Source organism: Cupriavidus sp. 10L43_2, assembly GCF_056395265.1.
Genome location: NZ_JBFTJE010000001.1, coordinates 131,552 through 155,863 on the forward strand (window position 1 = coordinate 131,552; position 24,312 = coordinate 155,863).

Annotated in this window: 23 protein-coding genes; 13 read left to right on the forward strand and 10 right to left on the reverse strand. The window is 68.2% G+C overall.

The genetic code is table 11. The features are described 5' to 3' along the window. The gene (locus tag AC1DEL_RS00530) at window positions 1-891 is read right to left on the reverse strand and encodes a LysR family transcriptional regulator (protein ID WP_477125120.1); all 891 of its coding nucleotides are present in this window, start codon (window positions 889-891) and stop codon (window positions 1-3) included. A 114-nt stretch (window positions 892-1,005) separates the two neighbouring features. Between AC1DEL_RS00530 and AC1DEL_RS00535 the strand changes: the two genes are divergently transcribed. Beyond that, on the forward strand, window positions 1,006-1,890 hold the full coding sequence (locus tag AC1DEL_RS00535; RefSeq protein WP_477125119.1) for an aldo/keto reductase family oxidoreductase: 885 nt from the start codon (window positions 1,006-1,008) through the stop codon (window positions 1,888-1,890). Here the strand turns inward: AC1DEL_RS00535 and AC1DEL_RS00540 are convergent. Continuing rightward, complete coding sequence (locus tag AC1DEL_RS00540; RefSeq protein ID WP_255370792.1) at window positions 1,882-2,793, reverse strand: DMT family transporter; 912 nt, start codon at window positions 2,791-2,793, stop codon at window positions 1,882-1,884. The two genes, AC1DEL_RS00535 and AC1DEL_RS00540, sit on opposite strands and share 9 nt — an antisense overlap. Window positions 2,794-2,911: 118 nt before the next feature. Between AC1DEL_RS00540 and AC1DEL_RS00545 the strand changes: the two genes are divergently transcribed. Both AC1DEL_RS00545 and AC1DEL_RS00550 read left to right on the forward strand, forming a co-directional pair. Then, window positions 2,912-3,349, forward strand: coding sequence for an Lrp/AsnC family transcriptional regulator (locus tag AC1DEL_RS00545; protein WP_477159051.1), 438 nt, complete (start codon window positions 2,912-2,914; stop codon window positions 3,347-3,349). Window positions 3,350-3,562: 213 nt separating this feature from the next. After that, complete coding sequence (locus AC1DEL_RS00550) at window positions 3,563-5,215, forward strand: hypothetical protein (protein WP_477125118.1); 1,653 nt, start codon at window positions 3,563-3,565, stop codon at window positions 5,213-5,215. Window positions 5,216-5,324: 109 nt separating this feature from the next. Here AC1DEL_RS00550 and AC1DEL_RS00555 read toward each other — a convergent pair whose 3' ends face one another. Beyond that, window positions 5,325-6,074 (reverse strand): SDR family NAD(P)-dependent oxidoreductase, encoded by a 750-nt coding sequence (locus AC1DEL_RS00555; protein ID WP_477125117.1) that lies wholly within the window; start codon window positions 6,072-6,074, stop codon window positions 5,325-5,327. A 106-nt stretch (window positions 6,075-6,180) separates the two neighbouring features. On the opposite strand from AC1DEL_RS00555, the gene AC1DEL_RS00560 reads away from it, so the two are divergent. After that, window positions 6,181-7,089, forward strand: coding sequence for a LysR substrate-binding domain-containing protein (locus tag AC1DEL_RS00560; RefSeq protein ID WP_477105199.1), 909 nt, complete (start codon window positions 6,181-6,183; stop codon window positions 7,087-7,089). Here the strand turns inward: AC1DEL_RS00560 and AC1DEL_RS00565 are convergent. Further along, window positions 7,049-8,062: a LysR family transcriptional regulator gene (locus AC1DEL_RS00565; RefSeq protein ID WP_092294121.1), complete on the reverse strand. Its 1,014-nt coding sequence runs from the start codon at window positions 8,060-8,062 to the stop codon at window positions 7,049-7,051. The genes AC1DEL_RS00560 and AC1DEL_RS00565 overlap by 41 nt on opposite strands. A 215-nt stretch (window positions 8,063-8,277) precedes the next feature. Between AC1DEL_RS00565 and AC1DEL_RS00570 the strand changes: the two genes are divergently transcribed. Continuing rightward, a complete protein-coding gene (locus tag AC1DEL_RS00570; RefSeq protein WP_477105198.1) occupies window positions 8,278-9,981 on the forward strand; it encodes an FAD-dependent oxidoreductase in 1,704 nt (567 codons plus the stop codon). Window positions 9,982-10,048: 67 nt separating this feature from the next. Here the strand turns inward: AC1DEL_RS00570 and AC1DEL_RS00575 are convergent, their stop codons facing one another. Beyond that, the gene (locus AC1DEL_RS00575) at window positions 10,049-10,663 is read right to left on the reverse strand and encodes a flavodoxin family protein (RefSeq protein WP_092294117.1); all 615 of its coding nucleotides are present in this window, start codon (window positions 10,661-10,663) and stop codon (window positions 10,049-10,051) included. Window positions 10,664-10,949: 286 nt separating this feature from the next. Here AC1DEL_RS00575 and AC1DEL_RS00580 point away from each other — a divergent pair, with 286 nt between their 5' ends. The 6 genes from AC1DEL_RS00580 (at window position 10,950) to AC1DEL_RS00605 (ending at window position 16,263) form a co-directional block, all read left to right on the forward strand. After that, window positions 10,950-11,522, forward strand: a complete 573-nt coding sequence (locus tag AC1DEL_RS00580) for a CBS domain-containing protein (RefSeq protein ID WP_477125116.1) — start codon at window positions 10,950-10,952, stop codon at window positions 11,520-11,522. Window positions 11,523-11,526: 4 nt separating this feature from the next. Continuing rightward, window positions 11,527-12,498, forward strand: a complete 972-nt coding sequence (locus AC1DEL_RS00585) for a GlxA family transcriptional regulator (protein ID WP_255370791.1) — start codon at window positions 11,527-11,529, stop codon at window positions 12,496-12,498. 148 nt (window positions 12,499-12,646) lie between these two features. Further along, window positions 12,647-13,387 (forward strand): SDR family oxidoreductase, encoded by a 741-nt coding sequence (locus AC1DEL_RS00590; RefSeq protein ID WP_441591207.1) that lies wholly within the window; start codon window positions 12,647-12,649, stop codon window positions 13,385-13,387. A gap of 19 nt (window positions 13,388-13,406) precedes the next feature. Further along, window positions 13,407-13,907, forward strand: coding sequence for an Ohr family peroxiredoxin (locus AC1DEL_RS00595; protein WP_092294108.1), 501 nt, complete (start codon window positions 13,407-13,409; stop codon window positions 13,905-13,907). Window positions 13,908-14,124: 217 nt separating this feature from the next. Next, complete coding sequence (locus tag AC1DEL_RS00600) at window positions 14,125-15,330, forward strand: NAD(P)/FAD-dependent oxidoreductase (protein WP_441591208.1); 1,206 nt, start codon at window positions 14,125-14,127, stop codon at window positions 15,328-15,330. 213 nt (window positions 15,331-15,543) lie between these two features. Further along, window positions 15,544-16,263, forward strand: a complete 720-nt coding sequence (locus AC1DEL_RS00605; RefSeq protein WP_255370790.1) for a response regulator transcription factor — start codon at window positions 15,544-15,546, stop codon at window positions 16,261-16,263. A gap of 1 nt (window position 16,264) precedes the next feature. Here AC1DEL_RS00605 and AC1DEL_RS00610 read toward each other — a convergent pair whose 3' ends face one another. From AC1DEL_RS00610 to AC1DEL_RS00620, 3 genes are all read right to left on the reverse strand, one after another. Then, window positions 16,265-17,467 carry a DUF3734 domain-containing protein gene (locus AC1DEL_RS00610; RefSeq protein ID WP_092294104.1) on the reverse strand — a complete coding sequence of 401 codons (1,203 nt, stop codon included), beginning with the start codon at window positions 17,465-17,467 and terminating at the stop codon, window positions 16,265-16,267. A 63-nt stretch (window positions 17,468-17,530) separates the two neighbouring features. Beyond that, the gene (locus tag AC1DEL_RS00615; protein ID WP_092294102.1) at window positions 17,531-18,313 is read right to left on the reverse strand and encodes a 3-hydroxybutyrate dehydrogenase; all 783 of its coding nucleotides are present in this window, start codon (window positions 18,311-18,313) and stop codon (window positions 17,531-17,533) included. Between the two features lie 47 nt (window positions 18,314-18,360). Then, a complete protein-coding gene (locus AC1DEL_RS00620) occupies window positions 18,361-19,104 on the reverse strand; it encodes an acetoacetate decarboxylase (protein WP_092294100.1) in 744 nt (247 codons plus the stop codon). Between the two features lie 380 nt (window positions 19,105-19,484). Between AC1DEL_RS00620 and AC1DEL_RS00625 the strand changes: the two genes are divergently transcribed. Then, the gene (locus AC1DEL_RS00625) at window positions 19,485-20,261 is read left to right on the forward strand and encodes a DUF899 domain-containing protein (RefSeq protein ID WP_477107357.1); all 777 of its coding nucleotides are present in this window, start codon (window positions 19,485-19,487) and stop codon (window positions 20,259-20,261) included. Window positions 20,262-20,298: 37 nt separating this feature from the next. Here AC1DEL_RS00625 and AC1DEL_RS00630 read toward each other — a convergent pair whose 3' ends face one another. Both AC1DEL_RS00630 and AC1DEL_RS00635 read right to left on the reverse strand, forming a co-directional pair. Next, a complete protein-coding gene (locus AC1DEL_RS00630; RefSeq protein WP_477125115.1) occupies window positions 20,299-21,696 on the reverse strand; it encodes an amidohydrolase family protein in 1,398 nt (465 codons plus the stop codon). A gap of 3 nt (window positions 21,697-21,699) precedes the next feature. Beyond that, window positions 21,700-23,052 carry a nucleobase:cation symporter-2 family protein gene (locus AC1DEL_RS00635; protein ID WP_092294094.1) on the reverse strand — a complete coding sequence of 451 codons (1,353 nt, stop codon included), beginning with the start codon at window positions 23,050-23,052 and terminating at the stop codon, window positions 21,700-21,702. A 252-nt stretch (window positions 23,053-23,304) separates the two neighbouring features. Here AC1DEL_RS00635 and AC1DEL_RS00640 point away from each other — a divergent pair, with 252 nt between their 5' ends. After that, entirely contained in the window at window positions 23,305-24,294 is a 990-nt protein-coding gene (locus AC1DEL_RS00640; RefSeq protein WP_477125114.1) for an AraC family transcriptional regulator, read from the forward strand. Window positions 24,295-24,312: the final 18 nt, after the last annotated feature.

Consider the following 24,312-nt stretch of genomic DNA (forward strand, 5'->3'; position numbering starts at 1 on the left):
TTACGCCGCCTTCACGAAATCGATAAAAGCGCGCAGCGGCGCGGGCACGTGGCGATGGCCGGGGTAGTAGAGGAACGGTCCGGAGAACGTCTGCCACCACGGCTCCAGGATGGGCTCCAGCGCGCCGCTGTCGAGGTAGCGGCGCAGGCCGCCCTCGAAGAAATGGACCACGCCGCCGCCCGCCAGGGCGATCTCGAAGGCGAGGTGGAAGGCGGCGGCCGGCTTCATGACCAGCGGCCCGGGCGGGTCCAGCGTCACCACCTCGCCATCGCGCTCGAAGATCCACGGCGGCATGGCGCCGCCGGCGAACTGGCCGCGCAGGCAGGCGTGGCCGAGCAGTTCGCGCGGATGGCTGGGCCGACCGTGCCGATCCAGATAGGACGGCGCCGCAGCCGTCGCAAAGCGCTGCACGCGCGCGCCAATCGGCACGGCGATCATGTCCTGCTCCAGCCGCTCGTCATAGCGGATGCCGGCGTCGCAGCCAATCGTCAGCAGATCGACAAAGCTGTCCTCGACGATCACCTCGACGCGGATATCGGGATAAGTCTCAAGAAAGCGGGGCAGCAGCGCGGTCAGCTCCAGCGTGGCCACGCTCGACGGCACGTTGAGCCGGAGCGTGCCGGTGGGTTTGTCGCGGAACAGGTTCAGCACGTCGAGCGAGGCTTCCATCTCGCTGAACAGCGGCGTCAGCTTCTCCAGCAGGCGCAGCCCGGCTTCGGTCGGCGCCACGCTGCGCGTGGTGCGGTTCAGCAGCCGCAGGCCGAGCCGCGCTTCCAGCCGGCGCACGGCAATGCTCAGGCTCGATGCGGATACCCCGCCGATTCGTGCAGCATCCCGGAACCCGCCCGCGCGGGCGACTGAAACAAAGGCGGCAAGGTCGTTGAATTCCATCGCAGCAATGGCACGGACTGTGCAGATTATTGAACAACCTGTGCAATCTAGATGGGATTATCGAACAGCGCAATCGCTCTCATACTCGCTTCACCCACTTCCAAGGAGCGCGTCATGTCGGCATCCCAACCCCTGAACACCTTTTCGCTGGCCGGTCGGACCATTCGCCGCCTCGGCTACGGCGCGATGCAACTGGCCGGCCCCGGCGTATTCGGCCCGCCGAAGGACCGCGACGCCGCCATCGCCGTCCTGCGCGAGGCCGTGGCGCTGGGCGTGAACCATATCGACACCAGCGATTACTACGGCCCGCATATCACCAACCAGCTGATTCGCGAGGCGCTGCACCCGTATCCGGACGATCTGCTGATCGTGACCAAGCTGGGCGCGGTGCGCGGCGCGGATGCCGCCTGGATTCCGGCGCTGGAGCCGGAAGACCTCGCGCGTGGCGTGCACGACAACCTGCGCAACCTGGGGCTGGAGGCGCTGGATGTCGTCAATCTGCGGGCGATGGGCGATATCCACGCGCCGTCTGAGGGATCGCTGGAGCGGCAGGTGGTGGCGCTGGCCGAACTCCAGCAAAAGGGCCTGATTCGCCACATCGGTCTGAGCAATGTCACTGCCACGCAGGTGGCGGAGGCGCAGCGCATCACGAAGATTGTCTGCGTGCAGAACCAGTACAACCTCGTGCACCGCCACGACGAGGCGCTGATCGACGATCTGGCGCGGCAGGGCATCGCTTACACGCCGTTCTTCCCGCTGGGTGGGTTTTCGCCGATCCAGTCCACGGCGCTGGCGGATATCGCGCGCTCGCTGGGCGCTACGCCGATGCAGGTGGCGCTGGCCTGGCTGCTGCACCGGTCGCCCAATATCCTGCTGATCCCGGGCACCTCGTCGGTCGGCCATCTGCGCGAAAACCTGCAGGCAGCCACGCTGGCGCCGGCGCCGGACGTGCTCGCGGCGCTCGACCGCATCGGCGCGCCGGACCCCGCCTCACGTTGAGGACTTGCCCTCCACCTCCACCATTGCTGCCGGCTTGCGCCATGGCCAGCCCAGCGTCATGCCGGCGGCGGCCAGCAGGATCAGCGTCGCCCCGACCAACTGGGTCGGGTGCAACTGGTGGCCGAACGCCACCCGGTCCACCAGGATGGCGACGATCGGATAGATGAAGGACAGCGCGCCGGTCAGGTGCGTAGGCAATTTCTGAATCGCGCCGTAGAGCAGGATGTACATCAGGCCGGTATGGACCACGCCCATGGTGGTCAGCGTGGCCCACGGCACGAGGCCGGACGGCAAATCCGACGACACCGCCATCGGCAGCAGCATCACGGTGCCGACGATCACATGGATCAGGGCGATCAGATGCGGCGGCGTGCCCTTGAGCTGTTTCGCAAACATCGCGGCCAGCGCGTAGCAGAACGCCGCGCCCAGCGCCAGCAGGATGCCGACCAGGTAGTCGCCGTGCGGCGCGCCGGCGCCGGGCTTGGCCTGCACGATCAGCAGCATGCCGCCGAAGGACAGCAGCAGCCAGCCGAGCTTGGCCAGTGTCAGCCGCTCGCGCAGGAACACCGCGCCGAGCGCCACCAGCATGAACGGCTGGGTGTTGTAGACCGCCGTGGCAATCGAGATGGACGCCCCCGCGTAGGCCGAAAACAGCAGCAGCCAGTTGGCGACGATGGCCACGCCGCCCGCCACCGCGAGCAGCAACTGGCGGCGGTTCAGCGTGCCCGGCTTGAGGTAGCCCTTGGCGGCGCAGACCGCCAGCAGCACGGTCGCGCCGAACGCGCAGCGCCAGAACACCACCTGCGTCACCGGGCGGCCCGACACCACCACCAGCCAGCCGATGGTGCCGGAGATGACCATCGCCGCCACCATTTCCATCATCCCGCGTTTGCGCTCGTCCACTGCGAATCCTCCTATCGAGGCTAGGCAGTTTACGAGGTCGTCCGCCCGCTGCCCATGCCGGAATGTAGGCAAGTCGCCTATATTCCTTACTTAATTAGGCAAAAGGGGGAAATTTCCTATGTCGATCGACGATCTGGACCGCCGTATCCTGGCGCTGCTCCAGCAGGACGCGCGCATGCCGGTGAAGGCGCTGGCGGAGCAGGTGGGGCTGTCGTCGCCGGCGGCGTCGGAGCGGCTGCGGCGGCTGGAGGAGCGCGGGGTGATCCGCGCCTTTACCGTGGATGCCGAACCGCGCAYGCTCGGCTACCCGATGCAGGCCATCGTCCGCATCCGGCCGCTGCCGGGGAAGCTCCAGCAGGTGCAGAAGCTGATCGAATCGATTCCCGAATTCGGCGAATGCGACAAGGTGACCGGGGACGACTGCTTTATCGGACGGCTGTACCTCCGCTCCATCGAGCACCTGGACCATATTCTCGAGCGGATTACCGATATGGCGGAGACCAGTTCGTCCATCGTCAAATCCCAGCCGGTCAGGCGGCGGCTGCCGCCGCTCTGACAAGGATTCAGGTGTCGAATAACGCATTATTGCGATTTGAGACAAAGTCGCCGAAATGTGCCAATCCTGTTGTGTTGTCAATCCCCCCACAGCGGGTTGGCCGGCGCAAGACCACTCCCTGACACTCCACGCCGCCGGGCATCGTAGATTTGCCCGCGGGTACGCGCTGCGGGTCGCTGCGCGGGGAAAGACATCATAAGAAAGAGGTCAGGGATGAAATCGAGGATTTTGTTGACGGGTTTGGCGGCTGCGGTGCTTTCGGCCTGCGGCGGCGGCTCCGGGGATGGCACCACCAGCACGCCGGCCGGCGGTTCGGGCAGCGCGCCGGTGACCACCAAGATCAGCGGCACGGCTGCGGTCGGTGCGGCGCTGGCTGGCGCCACGGTCCAGGCGAAATGCGCCACGGGTAGCGGCACGGCCACCACGGCCGCTGACGGCACGTTCACCCTCAATATCGACAACGCTGTGCGTCCGTGCGTGCTGGCCGTGACCACGCCGGACGGCACGACGCTGCACTCGGTGGTGGAAGGCGGCTCCGGCACCAGCGCCGTGGCCAACATCACGCCGCTGACCGAACTGCTGACCGCCGCGCTGGCGGGCGGGAGCACCACGACGTTCTTCACCCAGTTCGACAAGAATGCCCAGAACCTCATCACCGCGGACGGCCTGACCAAGGCCAACAACGCCGTGAGCCTGGTCCTGACCGGCGTGGTCGACCTGACGGGCATCGACCCGTTCAAGGCACCGCTGGTGGCCGCCAACGGCAGCAACGCCGGCAATGCGCTGGACAAGCTGCTGGACCAACTGATGGCACGCCTGGCCACGGCGAAGACCACGCTGGCCGACCTGTCGTCGGCAGTGGGCAGCAACGCCGGCGCGACCGCCATCGGCACGATCCTGCAGCCGGCCTCGGCCACCTGCGCGGGGCTGCGCACGGGCAACTACTTCATGGTGACGGGCGGCATCATCGGGCCGATGAAGTTCAACGCCGACACGACGTCGTTCGTTCCCGTGGCCAGCTTCGCCGACGGTATCGAAATTGCTCCCCCCACGCCGTTGACCCCGGTTGTCGGCGACGCCTGCCACTTCACGTTCGGCACCGCCCCGATGGCGTTGGACATCATGGTGGCGAAGTCGGGCATCGGCATGATGGTGGTGCCGAGCCTGGGTGTCGGTGCCCCCACGGTCTTCCCGCCGCTGATCGTCCCGGCGCAGACCCTGCCGCTGGCTGAACTGGCTGGCGACTGGAACGGCCTGGGCTTCGAGCGTGACGACCCCAGCGTGCCGTACGCGCCCGCGCGTGTGAAGTTCACCCTGAATGCCGCCGGCAAGATGACCGCCGGCGCGGATTGCACGGGTACCAGTACCTGCACGCCATGGCTCGACGCCGATCTGGGCACGGTCACGGTCAACCCCACTGGCGGCTTCGACCTGACGGACACCTCGGGCGTTGCGCAAGCCGTGGCGTTCAAGGGCACGGACGGCCAGCTCACGGTCGTGATCACACAGCCGAACGGCATCATGATCGCCACCAAGGCGATTGCCCGCGCGATGCCGGTGGTCGGCACGAAGAATTCGTACTGGGACCTCACGGCCTTCGCCGACAGCACGCTCTTGATGGAAACGGCGTCGACGACGATCACTGCGGCAGATCCGGTGACCGGCGTCTACTCGCGCCTGCGCGGCGACGGCCGTCCGGACAGCTGGACGCAGAACAGCCCGGTGCCGGGTCTGCGTTATCGCGCGGCCGCCAACGGCCTGCGCGAGGGGATTGCCATGACGTTGAACAACACCGGCTTGGGCGTGATGATCAGCCTCAGCGCGCCGGTGCCGTTCTTCGACATCTCGGTGAACCGTCCGCAGTAAGCACTACACCGCTGTACGCATGACAGAAGCCCGCCTTCCGGCGGGCTTCTTCGTTTCTACTGCCCGCCTTCCGGCGGGCTTCTTCGTTTCTGCGCCCGGATCAGCCGGCTCAGGTCAGCGAGATGCCGCCGTCCACGCGCAGGTTCACGCCGGTGATGAAGCTCCCGGCATTGCCTGCCAGCATCACGGCGGCCGATGCCACCTCGTCGGCGCGGCCCAGCCGGCCCAGCGGGATGGCGGCGGCCATGGCGGCCTCGAAGCCGGGGCGCTCGGCCGGGCCGACGCCCAGCTTGGCCAGGATCGGCGTCTCGGTCGGGCCCGGGCTGATCACGTTGACGCGAATGCCGCGTCCCTTGAACTCCAGCGCCCAGTTCCGCGCGAACGCTTCGATGGCGGCCTTGCTGCCGGCATAGACCGCGTGGCCGTCGAGCACCTTGCCGCTGGCAATCGAGCTGACCAGCAGCACCGCGCCGCCGTTGCGCAGCACCGGCGCAATCTTCTGCACGCCGAAGAACACCGCCCGGGTGTTGGTGGCGAAGTGGGTGTCGTACTCGTCGATGCCGACCTGTGCGGATTCGGTGATGATGTTCATCCCGGCGTTGGCCACGTAGATGTCGGCGCCGCCGAAGCGCTCGGCAACGAGGGCGGCCACGCGGTCGTGGGTGGCGAGATCGGCGATGTCGCCGGTCAGGCCGACTGCCTTCGCGCCCAGTTCGGCCACGGCGGCCTCCACGGCGTCGTTGCGGCGCCCGACGATCACCACATGGGCGCCCTGGTCGACGAATTGACGGGCGATGGCGAAACCGATGCCACTGTTGCCGCCGGTAACGACGGCGACCTTTTCTGCTAGCGTGTTCATATGCGTTCCTCGATAAGCCTGATGGGTTTGCCTACGCATTTAGCCAGAGCGGGCCGGGGCCTCCCAGCCCTACAATAGACCCATCACTTGTGCCAACCTGTCATCAATGTCGATCGAACGCCTGCATGGCTTGTCCGCCTTCGTCCGCGCCGTGGAAGCGGGCTCGTTCACGGCCGCCGCGCGGCGGCTCGGCACCACGCCCTCGGCGGTGTCCAAGAGCATTGCGCGGCTGGAGGCGCGGCTGGGCGTGAAGCTGTTCCACCGCTCGACGCGCGCCTTCGAGCTGACCGACGAGGGGCAGGCCTACTACGGGCGCGTGGCGTCGCTGGTGCGGGGGCTGGAGGAGGCCGCCGAGGTGCTGGGCACCCCGTCCACGGCGGTGGGCACGCTGCGCATCAGCATGCCGAGCGACCTCGCGCGCTCGCTGCTGGGGCCGGTCACGGCGATCCTGATGCCGCGCCATCCCCGGCTGGCGCTGGAGGTCAGCGTCAGCGACCAGCATGTCGACCTGATCCGTGAAGGCTTCGACCTGGCCCTGCGCGCCGGGCAGGTGGTCGACAGCGGCCTGTTCGCCAAGCCGCTGGCGGACCTGCCGCTGGTGCTGGTGGCCTCCCCGGACTATCTGGAGCGGCACGGCGTGCCACGCACGGTGGCGGATCTGGCCGCGCACCGGCACGTGCGCTACCGGCTGGCCGGGCAGGTGGTGCCGATCGCCTTTGCCGATGGGGCGCGCGTGCCGCTGGAAGGCGCGTTCGACTCGGACAGCGGCGAGGCGCTGCGCACCGCCGCCGTCAACGGGCTGGGCATCGCCCAGATCCTGCGCACGGCCGTGCAGGCCGATCTCGACGCCAACCGCCTGCGCGTGGTGCTGCCCGATGTCGGCCTGCGGCCCGTGCCGCTGCAGGTGCTGCACAGCTTCGGGCGGCGCCTGCCCGTCCGCGCGAAGGTGTTCATCGACTTCGTCGCGGCGGCACTCAACCGATCGGCGCCGGGATCAGATCCGGCTCGGGGTTGAAGTCGGTCAGGCAGTTCAGCGCCTGCGCGCGGATCGCATCGGTCATGAAGTCGATAAACACGCGGATGCGCGTGGGCAGGTGCTGCCGGCTCAGGTAGCAGAGGTAGTGCCCGCGGTCGTCGGGCGCGTAGCGGCCCATCGCCACCACCAGTTGCCCGGCGGCCAGGGGCTCGGCGATCTGGTACCCGGCCAGCTGCGCGATGCCCCAGCCCTGCAGGACCGCATGCAGGACCAGGTCGGCGTCGTTGAACGTGAGCCGCGCGGTCGGCATGACCTTGCGCAGTTGCCCCTCCACCTTGAACTCCCATTCGAAGACCCGCCCGCTGGCAAAGCGGAAGTTGATGCAGGTATGCCGGCTCAGGTCTTCCAGCGCATCGGGCAGGCCGTGCCGCGCCACGTAGGCGGGCGACGCGCACAGCGCCATCTGCATCGGAATCAGCTGCTTGGCGATGATGCTGGAGTCCTCGATGCGCCCGTTGCGGAAGGCCACGTCGACCTGCTCGGAGGCGAAGTCGGTGGGCCGGTCGTCGAGCAGCAATTCGATGGCGATCTCGGGATAGGCGGCCATGAATGGCTCCAGCAGCGGTGCCACCACCTTCCGGCCAAAGCCCACGGTGGCGCTGATGCGGATCATGCCGCGCGGCGGGCCTTCGCGCAGCTCCAGCATGTCGTTCATGGCCTCGACGATATGCGTGACGCCCTGATGACAATTCTCGAAAAAGCGCTGGCCCTCGCGTGTCAGTTGTGTGGTGCGCGTGGTACGCAGGAACAGCCGCGTGCTCAGCTGCGTCTCCAGCTTCTGCACGTTGCGGCTCACCGCCGAGCGGCCGATGCCGAGGCGCTCGCCGGCCTTGGCGAAGCTGCCCTCGCTGGCCACCGCCATGAAGGCCATGATGCCGGCGTAGCTCGCCGCAAAGCCCGTGGACAGCGCATCGGCGCGATTCGGGAGGCTGACGCGGAAGCCACGTTCCATGGCCTCCCCGGGCGCCAAGGGCGTCGCCGGGACGATCGATGCCACGCCTGCCGCCGGGTCCAATGTGTCGGATCGGTTCATTCCTGCTGTTCCCCAGTCGAAGCGGTTGCGGATCGATATACGTAAGTCGTACGGGAGTCGCCGAGTGCATGACTGAGTTTCCGGGGCCGGACTGCTACTCTGCAATCCAAGCCCACCTCACCCTCGAAAACGCCATGGACACCCTCCCGAACCCCCTCACTTCCGCCACCGCCGCTGGCGATGCGTCGGGAGAGCAACCGGGCGCTCCGGTCATTGCGTTTCATCGTCGGCAGATGTACCCGCACCTGACCGCCGCAGACATCGCCCGGATCGCGCCTTATGGCGCTGAACGGACCTGGCGTGCCGGCGAACTGGTGGTGCGCACCGGCGACCCGGCCAGCGGGCTGGTGCTGGTGGTGGAAGGGCGGGTGCGCATCGTCCAGCGTGACGGCATCGGCGACAGCACGCTGGTCACGGAACACGGCCCGGGCAACTTCCTGGCCGAGATCGGCCAGCTTTCCGGCATGCCGGAACTGGTGGACGGCATCGCCATGGAGGATGTGCGCGCCATCGTCGTGCGCCCGGCCTGCCTGCGCTCCCTGATGGTGGCGGAGGCGGTGCTCGGCGAACTGATCATGCAGGCGCTGATCCTGCGCCGCACGGCGATGATCCAGCGCGGGCGCGGCCCGTCGCTGGTCGGCCACGGCAGCGACGCCGCCATGGTCGAACTCCAGGCCTTGCTGCGCCGCAACAATTACCCCTACTCGGTGTTCGATCTCGACACCGACGAGGACGCCGCCGGCATGCTGCGCAAGTTCGACGCCCACGAGGCCGACCTCCCGCTGATGATCTGCCCCAACGGCACGGTGCTGCGCCGGCCCGATACCACGCAGGTGCTGGCCTGCCTCGGCTTGCTGCCCGAACTCGACAAGGACCGCGTCTACGACGTCGGCATCATCGGCGCCGGCCCGGCGGGACTCGCCGCCGCCGTCTACGCGGCGTCCGAAGGCCTGCGCGTGATCGTGCTGGACGCCCTCTCGCCCGGCGGGCAGGCGGGCGCCAGCGCGCGCATCGAGAACTACCTCGGCTTTCCGGCGGGCATCTCGGGCCACACGCTGACCGCCAATGCCTACGCCCAGGCGCAGAAGTTCGGCGCGCATATCGCGAGCCCCGTCGAAGTCGCCCGGCTGGACTGCGGCACGGTGCACAAGGTGCGCACCAAGGCCGGTGATACGGTGCGCGCGCGCACGATGATCATCGCCAGCGGCGCCGCCTACCGTCGCCCGCCGATCCCGAACCGGGCGATGTTCGAGGGCCGGGGACTCTATTACTGGGCATCGCCGGTGGAAGCCAAGCTCTGCGCCAGCCAGGAAGTGGTGCTGGTGGGCGGCGGCAACTCGGCCGGCCAGGCCGCCGTGTTCCTCGGCGCGCACGCCGCGCACGTGCATATCGTGATCCGGGGGGCGAGCCTCGAACAGAGCATGTCCCGGTACCTGATCGACCGCATCGCCGCGCAGCCCAACATCACCGTCCATGCGCATACCGAAGTGACGAACCTGAGCGGCGACGCCCGGCTCACCGGCGTGGTACTCCGCAACCGCGAGACGGGTGTGGAAGAGAAGAAAGCGATTCAGCATGTGTTCCTGTTCACCGGCGCCGACCCGAATACGGCATGGCTGGGCGGTTGCCAGGTGGGTCTGGATCAGAAGGGCTTCGTGCTGACAGGCACCCTGGCCGGACAGCCGACCAACACGCTGGAAACCTGCGTGCCGGGCATCTTCGCCATCGGCGATGTGAGGTCCGGATCGACCAAACGCGTGGCCACCGCCGTGGGCGAAGGGGCTGTGGTCGTCTCGCAGATTCACGGCTACCTGGCTGCCGCGCAGGAAGCGGCCTGAGCGTGCCCACCTGAGGGTGCCCACCTAGGGCACCCACCCGGAGCCGGTGCGCGGGCCGCCGCGGTGATTACGCCGCCAGCGACAGCTTGGCCAACTCGGCCCGGCCGGCCGCCAGTTGCAGGGCCACACGCGCCACGCGCGCACCCAGGTAGGCTGAAGTCTTGAGGTCCGCCGCGGTGGCGCCGTCATCGGCGCAGACATCCGCATCGCTCTGGGCCGCCGCGCCAAGGAAGTAGCCATGACGATTCATGCTGTCCTCGGTGGAGCCGGAGTGGTTGTGGCCGGGCGGCAGGCCCAGGTTGACCCAGTGCATGCCGAGCTGCGCGGCGTAAATCGCCAGTTGCTGCAGCGTGTTCAGCTTGTCACCGGAGCGCGAGGCCGCGTTGGTGAAACCGGCGGCCACCTTGTCTTTCCAGGCGCCGGTGGCGAACACGGTCTGCGACGAGGCGTCCATGAACGCCTTGAACTGCGCGGAGGCGCTACCCATATAGGTGGGCGTGCCGAAGATGACCGCGTCGACCGATTCCAGGTCCTTCCAGTGCGCGTCGACGTCTTCCACGGGAATCAGCACGCTCCTTACCCCCATGACACTGGCGGCGCCCGCGTGCACGGCTTCCGCCTGTCGGCGCGTGTGACCATACCCACTGTGGTACACCACCGCGACGCGTACTGCATTGTTCATGCTTGCTTCTCACTAAAGACTTCGATGCCGGCCGGTTTTTCGGCCTGTTCTGGACTTGCTTCGATGGTAATTAGGGGCCAATGTGACGTAAATGACAGCGTTCCCATAATTCCTGCCAAGCTGCCAGCCGCGTTCGGCACGTACCGGGCATCGGCCGGGCGATTGGTGCGTACGGGGAAACTTCGTGGCCGCGCCAGGTGTCTTGTTCACCATCCCGCGCCTGACTAGACTCGCTCTGACAGTGTCCCGATCCAGCCTGCGCCAGCGTGGGCCCCCCGACTCCCCGATGAAACAAGACCCGTATCGCGTGCCAACGGCTGTGCTGCCGACCCTGCTGCGCCGAATTCCCGCCGTGCAGCACACGCAGTCCCTGGGTGACGCGCTGCGGATCCTGGCCCAGCATCCCACCGCCAGCGCGGTGGCCGTGCTGAGGGGGGAGGTGCCGGTGGGGGTGATCTGCCGCGAGCTGATTGGCGATGTGGTGCGGCTGCCGTGCTACCGGGGCTGGATCCATCGTGAACACTGCGTGCAGTTCGTCTCGCACGCGCCGCACCGGCTCTGCATCGATGCCACGGTCATCGAGCTGGCGCGGGCACTGACACCGACGCTGCACCGGCACCCGGCGGACCCGCTGGTCGTGACCCGGGACGGTGCCTACCTCGGCATGGTCGAACGCCCTGCGCTGATGCAGGCCGTGATCGATCTGCGCCACGTGCCGCCGGGTCCGCCGGGTCCACCAGGCAGCCCGACATCCGCCGGTCACGGTCTTGCGCCAGATTGTCCGCAAGACTTAACATCCACCGATTTCAGCGCTACCAGCCATGGGCCAGACACCTACGCCGTACGCAGGGAACATTGAACAGATGCCACGCAATATTCTTTTCGTGGTCTATCCCGAAGTGAGCCTGCTCGACCTGGCCGGACCGCAAACCGTGTTCTGGGCCGCTTCCCGCTACGCGCACGAGCACGGGCTGGCGGGCTACCGTTGTCATACCGCCAGCCTGGATGGCGGCGCCGTACCGTCGGCGGAAGGCACGATGCTGCAGGTCGAGTCGCTGGAGACGTTCGATCTGCGCCTTGTCGACACGGTGATCGTGCCGGGCTCCCCGAAGATCATCGACGTGGCCCAGCATTCCGCGTCGCTGATCGCCTGGCTGCACGACGCGCCGTGCAAGGTGCGGCGCGTGGCGTCCGTGTGCACCGGCGCCTTCCTGCTGGGCTTCGCCGGCCTGCTCGACGGCAAGCGTGCCACCACCCACTGGGCGATGCGCGACCGCTTCCACGAGCTGTTTCCCAGCGTGGACCTGGACGCCGACGCCATCTTCGTGCAACAGCAGCATCTCTGGACCTCGGCCGGCGTCACCACCGGCATCGACCTCGCGCTCGCCATGGTGGAGGCCGACTACGGCCACGAGGTGGCGCTGAACACCGCCAAGGAACTCGCGGTGTACATGAAGCGGCCCGGCGCGCAGCCGCAACTGAGCGAGATGCTGATCACGCAGAGCCGGCAGGTGCCGGTGTTCGAGTCGCTCCATATGTGGATCGTGCAAAACCTGTCCCGGGCCGAGCTTTCCGTCGAGCAGCTGGCCGACTATGTCGGCATGAGCCCGCGCAACTTCGCACGGGTCTACAAGCAGAAGACCGGCCGCACGCCGGCCAAGGGCGTGGAGCTGTTCCGGCTCGAAGCCGCCCGGCGGGCGCTCCAGGACCAGAACCGGGCCATCGACCAGATTGCCAACGAATGCGGCTTCGGCAGCGAGGAGCGCATGCGCGTGACCTTCCAGCGCCACTTCGGCCTCTCCCCCAGCGAATACCGCCTGCAGGTGAACCGCTAGCCTTCTTTTTGTACGTCTCCTTGTGATTGGTGCGAAACAGGAAACACCGTGCGCTTGGCGTCGGTCTGGCGCCACGCGCCGCCGGTGTCTAGCATGAGGGTGAATTCATCCCCCCTCGGCAACGCAGCACTCAGCAAGGAGAAGCATCATGAAGATTGTGGTCATTGGCGGAACCGGCCTCATTGGCACGAAGGTCGTGGCGCGTCTCGTCGCGCAAGGGCATGACGTGGTGGCGGCCTCGCCGAAGTCGGGCGTCAACGCGCTGACCGGCGAAGGGCTGGACAAGGCGCTGGCCGGTGCCAAGGTGGTGGTGGACGTGGCGAACTCGCCCTCGTTCGCCGACGACGCGGTGCTGCACTTCTTCGAGACGTCCGGCCGCAACCTGGCCGCCGCCGAGAAGGCCGCCGGGGTCGCCCATCATGTGGCGTTGTCGGTGGTCGGCACGGACAAGCTCGCGCAGAGCGGCTATTTCCGCGGCAAGATCGCCCAGGAAGCGCTGATCCGGGGCGCCGGCATCCCCTACACCATCGTCCGCTCCACGCAGTTCCTCGAATTCCTCGGCGCCATCGTCCAGTCGGCGGGAGACAGCGACACGCTGCGCATCACGCCCGCGCTGATCCAGCCGATTGCCTCGGATGACGTGGCAGACGCCGTGGCGGACGCCGCCCTGGCCGCGCCGGTCAACGGCATCGTCGACATCGCCGGCCCGGAGCGTTTCCAGATGAGCGACCTCGTACAGCGCTACCTCAAGGCCACCGGCGCTACCAAGACCGCCGTGGCGGATCCGGACGCGCGCTACTTCGGCGCCGAACTCCAGGAGGGCACGCTGGTGCCGGAAGGGGAGGCGCGGCTCGGCCACATCAGCTTCAGCGACTGGATGCATCGATAACAACCAGCCGGGAGACACGATGGATAACGAGAGGCTGGAACCTCCACCGCTGACGCTGCTCGACCGATACCGGGGCCAGGGCTTCACCGCGCTGTATACGACCACCGTCACGGTATCGGGCGGCACGGCGGAGCACGGCCGTGCATCCGGGGTGGCGAGATCCGATGACGGCAATCTGATGCTGGACCTGCGGCTGCCCGCCGCGCTGGGCGGCCCGGGCAGCGGCACCAATCCCGAGCAGCTCTTCGCGGCGGGCTTTGCCGCCTGCTTCCACGGCGCGCTGAGCCTGATCGCGAAGCGCGCGCACGTCGATGTCGCAGCAATGACCGTGGCCGTCGAGGTCGCGTTCGGGCGCGACCCCGCCGATGGCGCCTACGCGCTGATCGCGGACGTCCGCATCCGCATGCCGGGTGTGGAACGGCACGTGGCCGAGGAGCTTGTGCGCAATACCGAGCGCATGTGCCCCTACGCCAAGATGGCCCGCGAGGGCATGCGAAGCGTCATCGCCATCGCCCACTGAGTACACCCTCGATTGGTGCCTGCGCGGCAACAGCATGCGTACCGTGGCGGTACTTCCGGTCCACCGCCCCTCCACCTACGATTCATCCCAAGCAGGACGGCAACCAAGCCGCACCGCCGCAGTGTCCCCGCACTGCAGCGGTGCCCTGCCCTCCCGTAGGTATCCCATCGCTGCCGTGCCCGGCGGCACCCCTGGCTGAGATAAAGAGGAAACGACCATGAAACAAAGGATTCTGATTGTGGGCGGCGGCTTCGCCGGCGTCTGGTCCGCACTCGGTGCGGCGCGTGTCGTGGACATGGAGCGCAACGCGGACACCGTGGTCGAGATCACGCTGGTGTCGCCCAAGGCCGAGCTGCACGTGCGCCCCCGCCTGCATGAAGCCCAGCCTGAGCAGATGGCCGTGCCCCTGCTGCCGCTGCTGAACGCGGTCAACGTGAAGTTCATCGAAGGCACCGTCGACCGGATTCACCCGGGCGACCGCAGCGTCGATGTGACCACCACCTCCGGCGACACGCAGTCGGTCAGCTATGACCGCCTGGTGCTGACCAGCGGCAGCCGCCTGTTCCGTCCGCCCCTGCCGGGCCTGACCGAGCATGCCTTCGCGGTGGACCAGATCGACGAGGCCGTGAAGCTGCGCGAGCACCTGCAGGGCCTGGCCGCGCGCCCGAGCACGGCCTCCCGCAATACCTTCGTGGTGGTCGGCGGCGGCTTCACCGGCCTGGAAGTGGCGACCGAGCTGCCCGAGCGCCTGCGCGCCATCTTCGGCAAGGACTACCAGCCGCGCATCGTGGTGGTGGAGCGTAACGAGGCCATTGGCCCCGACCTCGGCCCGGGCCCGCGTCCGCAGATTCTGGAAGCGCTGGACCAGCTTCGCATCGAAACCCGCCTGGGTGCGGGTGTGGTGTCGATGGACGCCACCGGCGTGGTCACGGCCACCGGCGAGCGCATCGATACCGACACCATCATCTGGACCGGCGGCATGGTCGCCAGCACGCTGACCAAGCAGGTGTCCCCGAACCTGGACCGCCAGGGCCGCATGGACGTGACGCCTGACCTCCGCGTGATCGGCGCCAAGGACGTCTTCGGCGCCGGCGACGTGGTGCGCGCGCTCACCGACGACCAGGACCACTACTCGCTGATGTCCTGCCAGCACGCGCTGTTCATGGGCCGCTTTGCCGGCCACAACGTGGCCGCCGACCTGCTGGGCCTGCCGACGCTCGACTACAGCCAGCCGTTCTACGCCACCTGCCTGGACCTGGGCAGCTGGGGCGCGGTCTACACCGAAGGCTGGGACCGTCAGGTCAAGCTGACGCACGCCGAAGGCAAGGAACGCAAGATGATGATCAACACCCAGTGGATCTACCCGCCCGCGCCAGTGCGCGAGCAGGCGCTGGCCGCCGGGAACCCGAACATCACGTTCTAAGCCGTCCCGCTTCTCTCCATCCTGTCTCCTCCATCCCGTTTGACCGACGGCTTCCTCCTCCGGGGCCGTCGGTTCTTTTTTTGTCGTCCGTATCCGGGGCGATTGGTGCGGACTTGGAAACGCGGCCTCCCGGGCATGCGTCTTGTTGGCTGCCGTCTGCCTGCCTAGACTTCCAGCAACTGAAATTGTTGTCTGCAAGACCCGGAGCCCATCGTGAAATCCCTGCCACCGAAGTCCCCTCACGGCTGCGCCCCCCTCGAACCGCTGATCTACATCGTCGATGACGACCCCGGCATGAACGACGCCCTGGCGAACCTGCTGCGCTCCGTCGGCATGCGCTCGCGCTCCTTCCTCACGGCGGAAGAGTTCCTGGCGGTGAAAATCGACGACTCGCCCAGTTGCGTGGTGCTCGACGTGCGCCTGCGGGTGGCCAACGGGCTGGAGGTGCAGCGCGAGATGAACCAGCGCGGCATGTGCCTGCCGGTGGTCTTCATCACCGGCTATGGCGATATCGAGATGTCGGTGCGGGCGATGAAGGCCGGCGCGGTGGACTTCCTGACCAAGCCGTTCCGGGACCAGGATTTCCTCGACGCGGTGTCGGCGGCAATTGCCGTCGATCGCACCAAGCGTCACGCGCTGCAATGCGGCGACGACCTGCGCGCCCGTTATGCCACGCTCAGCGAGCGCGAGCGGGAAGTGATGACGCTGGCCGCCTCGGGCCTGATGAACAAGCAGATTGCCGGGAAGATGGGGATCAGCGAGGTCACCATCAAGATCCATCGCGCCCGGGCCATGCGCAAGATGGCAGCGCGCACCTTCGCCGATTTGGTGAAGATGGCGCTGGAACTCGGCCTGTGCCCGCCACGCGGGGCCAGCCCGGCCGCGCCGCGCCCGGGAGATGGCGCGGCCCAGCCGGCGGCGATGGGTTACTGAGTTACTGAGCGTCCTCGGCCTCTTGCCGATGGATGTCGTGCGTCACGAACGGTTCCTCATGCGTGGGCATGGCCAGCCATTCCGGACGGCTCAGCGTGTCGCGGATATCGTCCAACCCGCTGGTCCAGTGTTCCCGCATCGTCAGCGGCCCGAACTGGAAGTCCTTCGCGCTGCCTTCGAACGATTTATCGCGGTAAATCAGCTGGATCACGTTGCGGCGCGCATCGCAGGCGCTTGCCGCCGCGCGCAGGTAGGCCTCGGTCTGGCGGCGCGCCGGGGGCACCAGCGCCAGCACGTCGTTGAGCAGGCGGCGGAAGTTCTGCTGCTCGCTCATCGAGTCGGTAATGAGGCGCGTGCGGCTGGAATACTGCACGTCCTTCTGGCGCGTGGCCACCGCCATCAGGTCTTCCGGTAGCGCGCCCTGGGCGCTCCACAGGTCCACCTGGAAGATCAGCGCGTTGCGGCGCGGCTTGGCCTGCAGGATGGCCGACAGCGGGGTATTGGAGACCAGGCCGCCGTCCCAGTAGTACTCGCCGTCGATCTCCACGGCCGGAAAGCCGGGCGGGAGCGCGCCGGAGGCCATGAAGTGCTCGGCGCGCAGCGTGATCTGGGTATTGTCGAAATAGACGAAGTTGCCCGTGCGCACGTTCACGGCGCCCACCGACACGCGCATGTCGGCATGGCGGTTGATGCGGTCGAAGTCGGCAAAGCGCTCCAGCGTGGCCTTCAGCGGCGAGGTGTCGTAGTAGCTCGCGCTGTGGGCGCCCGGCGTGCGCCACACGCGCGGCGAGAAGAAGCCGCGCTGGCCCTCGACCAGTGCGCGTGCGGCCTCGATGCCATCGAACCAGATGCGCAGCGGGTCTGGCCAGTGCTGGGCGCTGTCGGCAATCGTCTCGTACGGGAACAGGCTGGGCAGCCAGGGCTGCCGGCAGATATGGGCCCAGAACTCGCGCAGCCGCGCCACCCGGTGCTCGGGGGCGTTGCCGGCGATGATGGCCGCATTCAGCGCGCCGATGGAGATGCCCGCCACCCAGTTCGGCTCGATGCCGGCCTCGGCCAGCCCTTCGTAGACGCCCGCCTGATAGGAGCCCAGCGCGCCGCCGCCTTGCAGCACCAGCGCCCGCACGGCATAGCCGCGATCCACTTCGATTCTTGCCCGCGCGGCGCCGGAGCTGCCCTGCAGGGGTTGCTTCTCGAGAAACATGTCTTCTCCTCGCCTCGGTTGGCGTGTGGCGCCCCGGGGTTTCCCACGGGGCGCCCGTCGCCCTTACTGCATGTACCAGCCGTGGCTGACCACGAACGACTGCCCGGTCAGCGCGGTGGAGGGGAAGGCGCACAGGAACAGCGCCGTCTCGGCCACGTCCTCCACGGTGGTGAACACGCCATCCACGGTGCCGCCCAACATCACGCGGCGCACCACCTCTTCCTCGCTGATGCCCAGCTCGCGCGCCTGCTCCGGAATCTGCTTGTCCACCAGCGGCGTGCGCACGAAGCCGGGGCAGATCACGTGCGAGCGCACGTTGTGCTCGCCGCCTTCCTTGGCCACCACGCGCGCCAGGCCCAGCAGCCCGTGCTTGGCGGCCACGTAGGCGCACTTCAGCGGGGAAGCCTCGTGCGAATGGACCGAGCCCATGTAGATCACCGTACCGCCCCGGTTGTCGCGGTACATGTGCTTGAGCGCCGCGCGCGTGGTCAGGAAGGCGCCGTCGAGGTGGATGGCCTGCATGCGCTTCCAGTCCGCGAAGCTGTATTCGTGGATCGGGGCGACGATCTGGATGCCGGCGTTGGAGATCAGGATGTCCACGCCGCCGAAGCGCTCCGCCACCGCCGCCGTGGCGGACTCGACGGCATCCTCGTTGGTCACGTCCATGGCCACGCCCATGGCCAGGCCGCCAGCGGCCTCGATCTCGGCCGCGACCTTGTTGGCGGCGTCCGCGTTGAGATCGGCCACGGCTACGGCCGCGCCCTCACGGGCCAACGTTTCTGCGATGGCCTTGCCGATGCCGCTTGCCGCGCCGGTCACGATGGCCGATTTGCCTTGGAGCTTCATGCTTGTTTCTCCGAAAGAGGGGAAGGGAAAGAGAAAAGGGATTGGGGCTAGCGCTGGAGGTAGTCGAACACCACCTCGCCCAGCCCGAGGGTCAGGTCGGCCACGTAGTGCTTCGCGCCCAGCACCTCCAGCACGGGCAGGTCTGCCACCGGGGCCAGCGCGTGCGGGAACAGCGACAGCGCGGCCGGGCCGCTCCAGGCGCCCTTCACGTCCACATCCTTGAGGAAGTAGCAGACCAGCTCGCAGATGCGGGCCGTGCCGTCCACATGGGGGATGATCTTCAGCAGGTAGTTGGGCGTGTTCGCCAGCGCGTCGTGCACCTCCTGCTGGTCCAGCGCCTTGTGCTTGTAGCCCATGGTGCCGGTGGCCACGCGTACCGGACCGTAGTCGAGGGTGCCCAGCAGCGTGTCGGTCTCCACCGCCAGGCGCGGCGTGGCCAGCTTCTTCGGAAAACCCCACAGCTCGCGCCCCGCCGCCAGCGGCGGGTGATCGTCGAGGAACATCGCATGGGTGTAGTTGCCGCGCCGGCCCTGGTAGATCACCGGAATCACCTGGCCGGACTCGGTGTAGTCGCCAAAGCCGGTGGAGTCCGGCATGCGGATGAATTCGTAGTGGACCACCGGTTCGGCAATCTCGAGCGGCTCCGGCACCACGGCGCGCAGCCGCTCGGGGTCGGTGCGGTAGGTGATGACGAAGAACTCCCGATGGAGAAAGCGGTACGGTCCCATCGGATAGGCCGGGCTGCAAAGCGGCGCGGCGAACGCGCGCTCCCGGATGGTCTGGACGTCCATGTGCTTGTGCCTCCTGAAGGCGGTCCGTGCGGCGCGGTCGCTGTCCCCATGACAGTGAGCCGTGACGGTCCGGTTCATTCTGGAAGGCCGGCGGGGGGGAATCCATCAGACGTGGGTATCGACCGCCGCGCGGCCAGTGCTGGCAAGGGCTGGCGGCGAATTGCGGCGGATGGGGACGGGCCGGCGCTATACCGACGGCGCCGCCATCATCCCTGAGGCGTAGCCGATGGCGTCGGACGGATGATCGATTGTGACGACGACGGCACAGCCGGGGCCGCGCCCTACGCAATCCCGTCAGCCTTGTTACTCCCCAATCCCGACTCCGGGTGCCAAACTAGGCTGGGATCGCCCCGTACAGGACGCATAGGAGATAGCGAACCATGACGACATCAACCAAGGACATGAAGACCCCGCCGGTGGTATCGCCGGACGCCTGGGAGGCAGCGCGCCAGGCGCTGCTGGTGAAGGAGAAGGCCCAGACCCGCGCGCGCGACGCGCTGGCCGCCGAGCGCCGCCGCATGCCGTGGATGGCGGTGGACACCCCCTACACATTCGAGGGGCCCGACGGCAAGCGCAGCCTGGCGGACCTCTTCGACGGCCGGCGCCAGCTCATCGTCTACCGCGCCTTCTACGAGCCCGGCGTGCACGGCTGGCCCGAGCATGCCTGCCGGGGCTGCTCGCTGGTGGCCGACCAGATCGCCCATCCGGCCCACCTGAACGCCCGGGACACGACGATGGTGTTCGTCTCGCGCGCGCCGCAGGCGGAGATTGCGGGGCTGAAGGCGCGCATGGGCTGGAAGGACATTCCGTGGTTCACCATCACGGACCGCTTCGATGCCGACTTTGGTGTAGACGAATGGCATGGCACCAACGTCTTTTTCCGCGACGGCGACCGCATCTTCCGCACCTACTTCCTGAACAATCGCGGCGACGAGCAGATGGGCAACACCTGGAACTGCCTCGACATCACCCCGCTGGGGCGTCAGGAACTCTGGGAGGATTCGCCCGAAGGCTACCCGCAGACGCCCACCTACAAATGGTGGAACTGGCACGACAGCTACGTGGACGGCGCAGCGCCCGACAAGAAGTGGGTCGAGATATCCACCGCCGGCGAGAAGGCATTCCGCGAAGCCTCGGCGGCGGAGAAGAAGCCCTGAACGCCGCCGCACCCTGCGGCGGCTTTCGGCAAGCCGCTTACGCCATCAGTACCGCCAGCGCGTCGCGTGCCTCCTGGCGCAACTTCTCCACGTCGAGCCCTACCACCTCGCCCTGGCGCACGACGTGCCGGCCGCGCACGAACACATCGCGTACTGGGGTCGGTTCGCCCGCCGCCACCGGGGCCGTGGCGATGTCGTGGAAGCCGGCAAAGCGCAGGCCGCCCACGTCGTAGATCGCCAGATCGGCGGACTGCCCCGGCGCCAGCGTGCCCACGCCGGGCAGGCCCAGCACCTGCGCGCCGCCGGCCGTGCCCCAGTGGATGACCTCTTCCACGCGGGTCTGCGTCGCGCCGCCGAGCGCCCGGTGCACCAGCCAAGCGAAATTAGCCTCGTGCACCATGCTGCCGGACTCGTTCGACGCCACGCCATCCACGCCGATCGACACCGGCACGCCGGCATCGGCCATCGCCCGCACCGGCGCGATGCCGCTGCCGAGCCGCGCGTTGCTGACCGGGCAGTGGGCCATGCCGGTGCCGGTACTGCCGAGCATGCGGATCTCGTCCGGCGTGACGGTGACGAGGTGGGCGAACCAGACGTCCGGGCCGAGCCAGTCGTGGTCCGCCACGAACTGCACCGGCGTGCAGCGGTACTTCTCCGCGCAGAAGCGCACGTAGTTGTCGGTCTCCGACAGATGCGTGTGCAGCCGCAGCCCCATGCCACGGGCGAAGCCGGCTACCTCGCGCAGCAGCACGGGGGGCAGCGAGAACGTGGGCGTGGTGGGCGCCACGGCCACGCGGCGCAGCCCGTCTGGTGCGGCGTCGTGGTAGCGGGCTTTCAGGCGTTCGATATCGCCGAGCATCTCGTCGAGCGTCTCCGGCACCAGCGCGGTCGCGCGCATGCCGGGATGGTCGCTGGCGGACTGGATCGCGCCGCCCCGGCACAGCACCAGCCGCATGCCGAGGGCCTCGGCTTCCTCGAACAACGCGTCGCCGGTCTCCGCGCCGTGGCCGTGGTGGTAGAGGTAGTGGTGATCGGCGCAGGTAGTGGTGCCCGACAGCAGCAGCTCGGCGATGCCCAGCCGCACCGCCGTGCGGAACAGCTCGGGCGTGAAGTGCGCCAGCCGGGGGTAGGGCACGCTCGCCAGCCATGCCTGGAGATCGGCATTCATGCCCGCCGGCACCGCCTTGAGCAGGTTCTGGAACAGGTGATGGTGGGTGTTGACCCAGCCGGGATAGACCACGCAGCCGGTGGCGTCGATGACCGTCTCGTCGGCGCCCGGCACGAGCCCGGCCGCCAGTTCGGCGATGCGCCCATCACGGATGCGGATGTCGATGGCGCCCGCGCGTGCCGCGGCGCCGGCCCGGCCGGTCATCACGGCCGCCGCGCCGCGCACCAGCAGGTTGCCTTGCGGGGAAGGGGAGAGGGGAGGGGTCATGGCTTACATCTCCGGGATGTGCTCGGGCGCGACGGCCAGCGCCGGCTCCTCGTCGCGCGCCGGGATGCCGTTGAGCAGCAGGTTGAGGAAGACCGACACCACGCAGGCAATGATCACGCTGCTGTGGACGAACGGCTGCAGCGCGGCCGGCAGCTTGGCGAGCAGGGACGGCATGATCACCGGCATCAACGCGCAGCCCAGCGTGATGGCCACCACGCTGAGGTTGGCCGGCTTGCGCTCGTAGTCCACCTGGCCGAGCGTGCGGATGCCCGCCGCGACCACCACGCCGAACATCACCAGCGTGGCCCCGCCGAGCGCGGCCGAGGGGATCGACGAGAACAGCGCGCCGATCTTCGGCACCAGCGCCACCGCGCAGAGCATCACGCCGCAGGTGGCCACCACCCAGCGGCTGCGCACGCCGGTGACGATCACCAGGCCCACGTTCTCCATGAAGGCGATGAACGGGAACGCGGCGAACATGCCGCCGATGGCACTGGCCAGCCCGTTGGCGCGCAGGCCGTTGGTGGCCTCGCGCTCGGTGACGGGCCGTTTGACGATGTCGCCAATGGCCACGAACAACCCCATCGACTCGACCATCTGCACCACCATCACGATCACCATGGTGGCGATGGCGCCGGCGTTGAAGGTCGGCAGCCCGAACGCGAACGGCGTGACGAGGGTGAACCACGGCGCGCGCGCCACTTCGTCGAAATTGCCCATGCCGAGCAGCCACGCCGCCACGCCACCGACCAGCAGGCCGATCAGCACCGCCAGGCTGCGCACCAGCTTGCCGCCGTGGCTGTTCACGAACAGGATCAGCGCGACCGTGCCGAACGCCACCACGAAGAACATCGGCGAGCCGAACTCCTTGGCGCCGTGCCCGCCGCCGGTCCACTGGTAGGCCACCGGGAACAGCGACAGCCCCACTGCAGTGATGATGCAGCCGCTCACCACCGGCGGAAAGAAGCGCTTGAGCCGGCCGATCACCGGCGCCAGGAACAGCGTGAGGATGCCGGCGCCGATCACCGCGCCGCAGACGCCGTTGAAGCCCAGTGCGGGGTCGCTGCCGATGGCGATGACCGGCCCCACCGAGCCGAACGCCACGCCCTGCATCAACGGCAGCCGCACGCCGAACTTCCAGAACCCCACGGTCTGCAGCAGCGTGGCGATGCCCGAGGTAAACAGCGCGGTGCTGATCAGCAGCGTGGTCTGGGCAGGCGTCATCTTGAGCGCGCCGGCCACGATCATGGGCACCGCGATGGCGCCGAGGTAGCTGACCAGCATGTGCTGGAAGCCGAGCGAGACCATCGCCCGGGCGGGCAGCATCTGGTCGACGGGGTGGATTGGGGGTTGCATGGGGTTGTCTCCTGCCATGTTGGAAGGGCGGGCCGGCCGATCGTGGTCGGGCCGTGCTGCCGCCGGCAGCCGCGTGGCCGCCTGCCCTGACAGTAGCGAGCGCGGCGCGGCGGCCGTAGCATCGATACGAAGCCGCCAGCATCGAAACGAAACCTCGCGAGATCCGGACAGGGGCACGGCACAGCGGGTTTCCCTGACTTGCCCGAGCGGAGCGTGGCTCCTACGATGGCCGCACCTCACCGGAGACGTGCCATGACGCAGCGCGCCGCATCGCAGACAGGCAACACGGCCCACGCTGGCCGCGCGCGGGCGCTGGACCACGTGCAGTCGCTCTCCGCGCGGGTGTTCGGGCCCACGCGGCTCGATGTAGGGGAAAGCGTCGGAAACGCCGAAGACGCGACGCCCGACGTGCAGCTGCGCACGTGCCAGATCGGTCACCTGACGCTGGCCACCACGCGCTATGGCCGGGCGATGGAGATCGAGCCGCGCGTCGGCAAGGACGAGTTCGTGATCCAGACCGTGACGGCGGGCCGCTGCCGGCTGGTGATGGAGGGCAGCGCCGACGAGATGCCGGTGGGCGCGGTGCGCGTGTTCTCGCCTTCGCTGCCGGTGCGGCTACAGCCTGATGCCGACTGCGAGCGCTTCAGCGTGGTCATCCGTCGGCAGGCGCTGGAAGCGGCGTTCCTGGAATGCTTCAGCTTCGACGCGCCGGCGCCGCTCGTCTTCGATTTCCACGCGGCGGATACGGCGCGCTGGCAGGCCATGATGGCGTGGCTGCGCACCGAGTTCGACGCCCGCGCGCACGGGGCGGCGCTGCCGGCCACCGACGCCGCCATCGAGCGACTGATCCTCGGTACGCTGCTGGTGGACCAGTTCGGCCATGACGGCAGCCTGCTGCCGCGCGGCTTTCGCGCCGCCCTGCCGGCCTACGTGCGCTGCGCCATCCGCTACCTGCGCGCCCACCTCGACAAGCCGATCACGCTCGGTGCGCTGGCGGCCCATTGCGGCGTCTGCGAGCGCACGCTGCAACTGGGCTTCCGCAAGGCCAAGAACACCACGCCGATGGAATACCTGCGCGTGCTGCGCCTCCAGGCCGCGCGCGCGGACCTCCAGCGCGCCACCCTGGAACGGGGCGCGGTATCCGCCATCGCCCTAAGGCATGGCTTCACCCACCTGAGCCTGTTCTCGCGCGAGTACCAGCGGGAGTTTGGGGAGCTGCCTTCGGTGACGTTGCGGGGCTGAGGGGGATCGCCTGCCGCC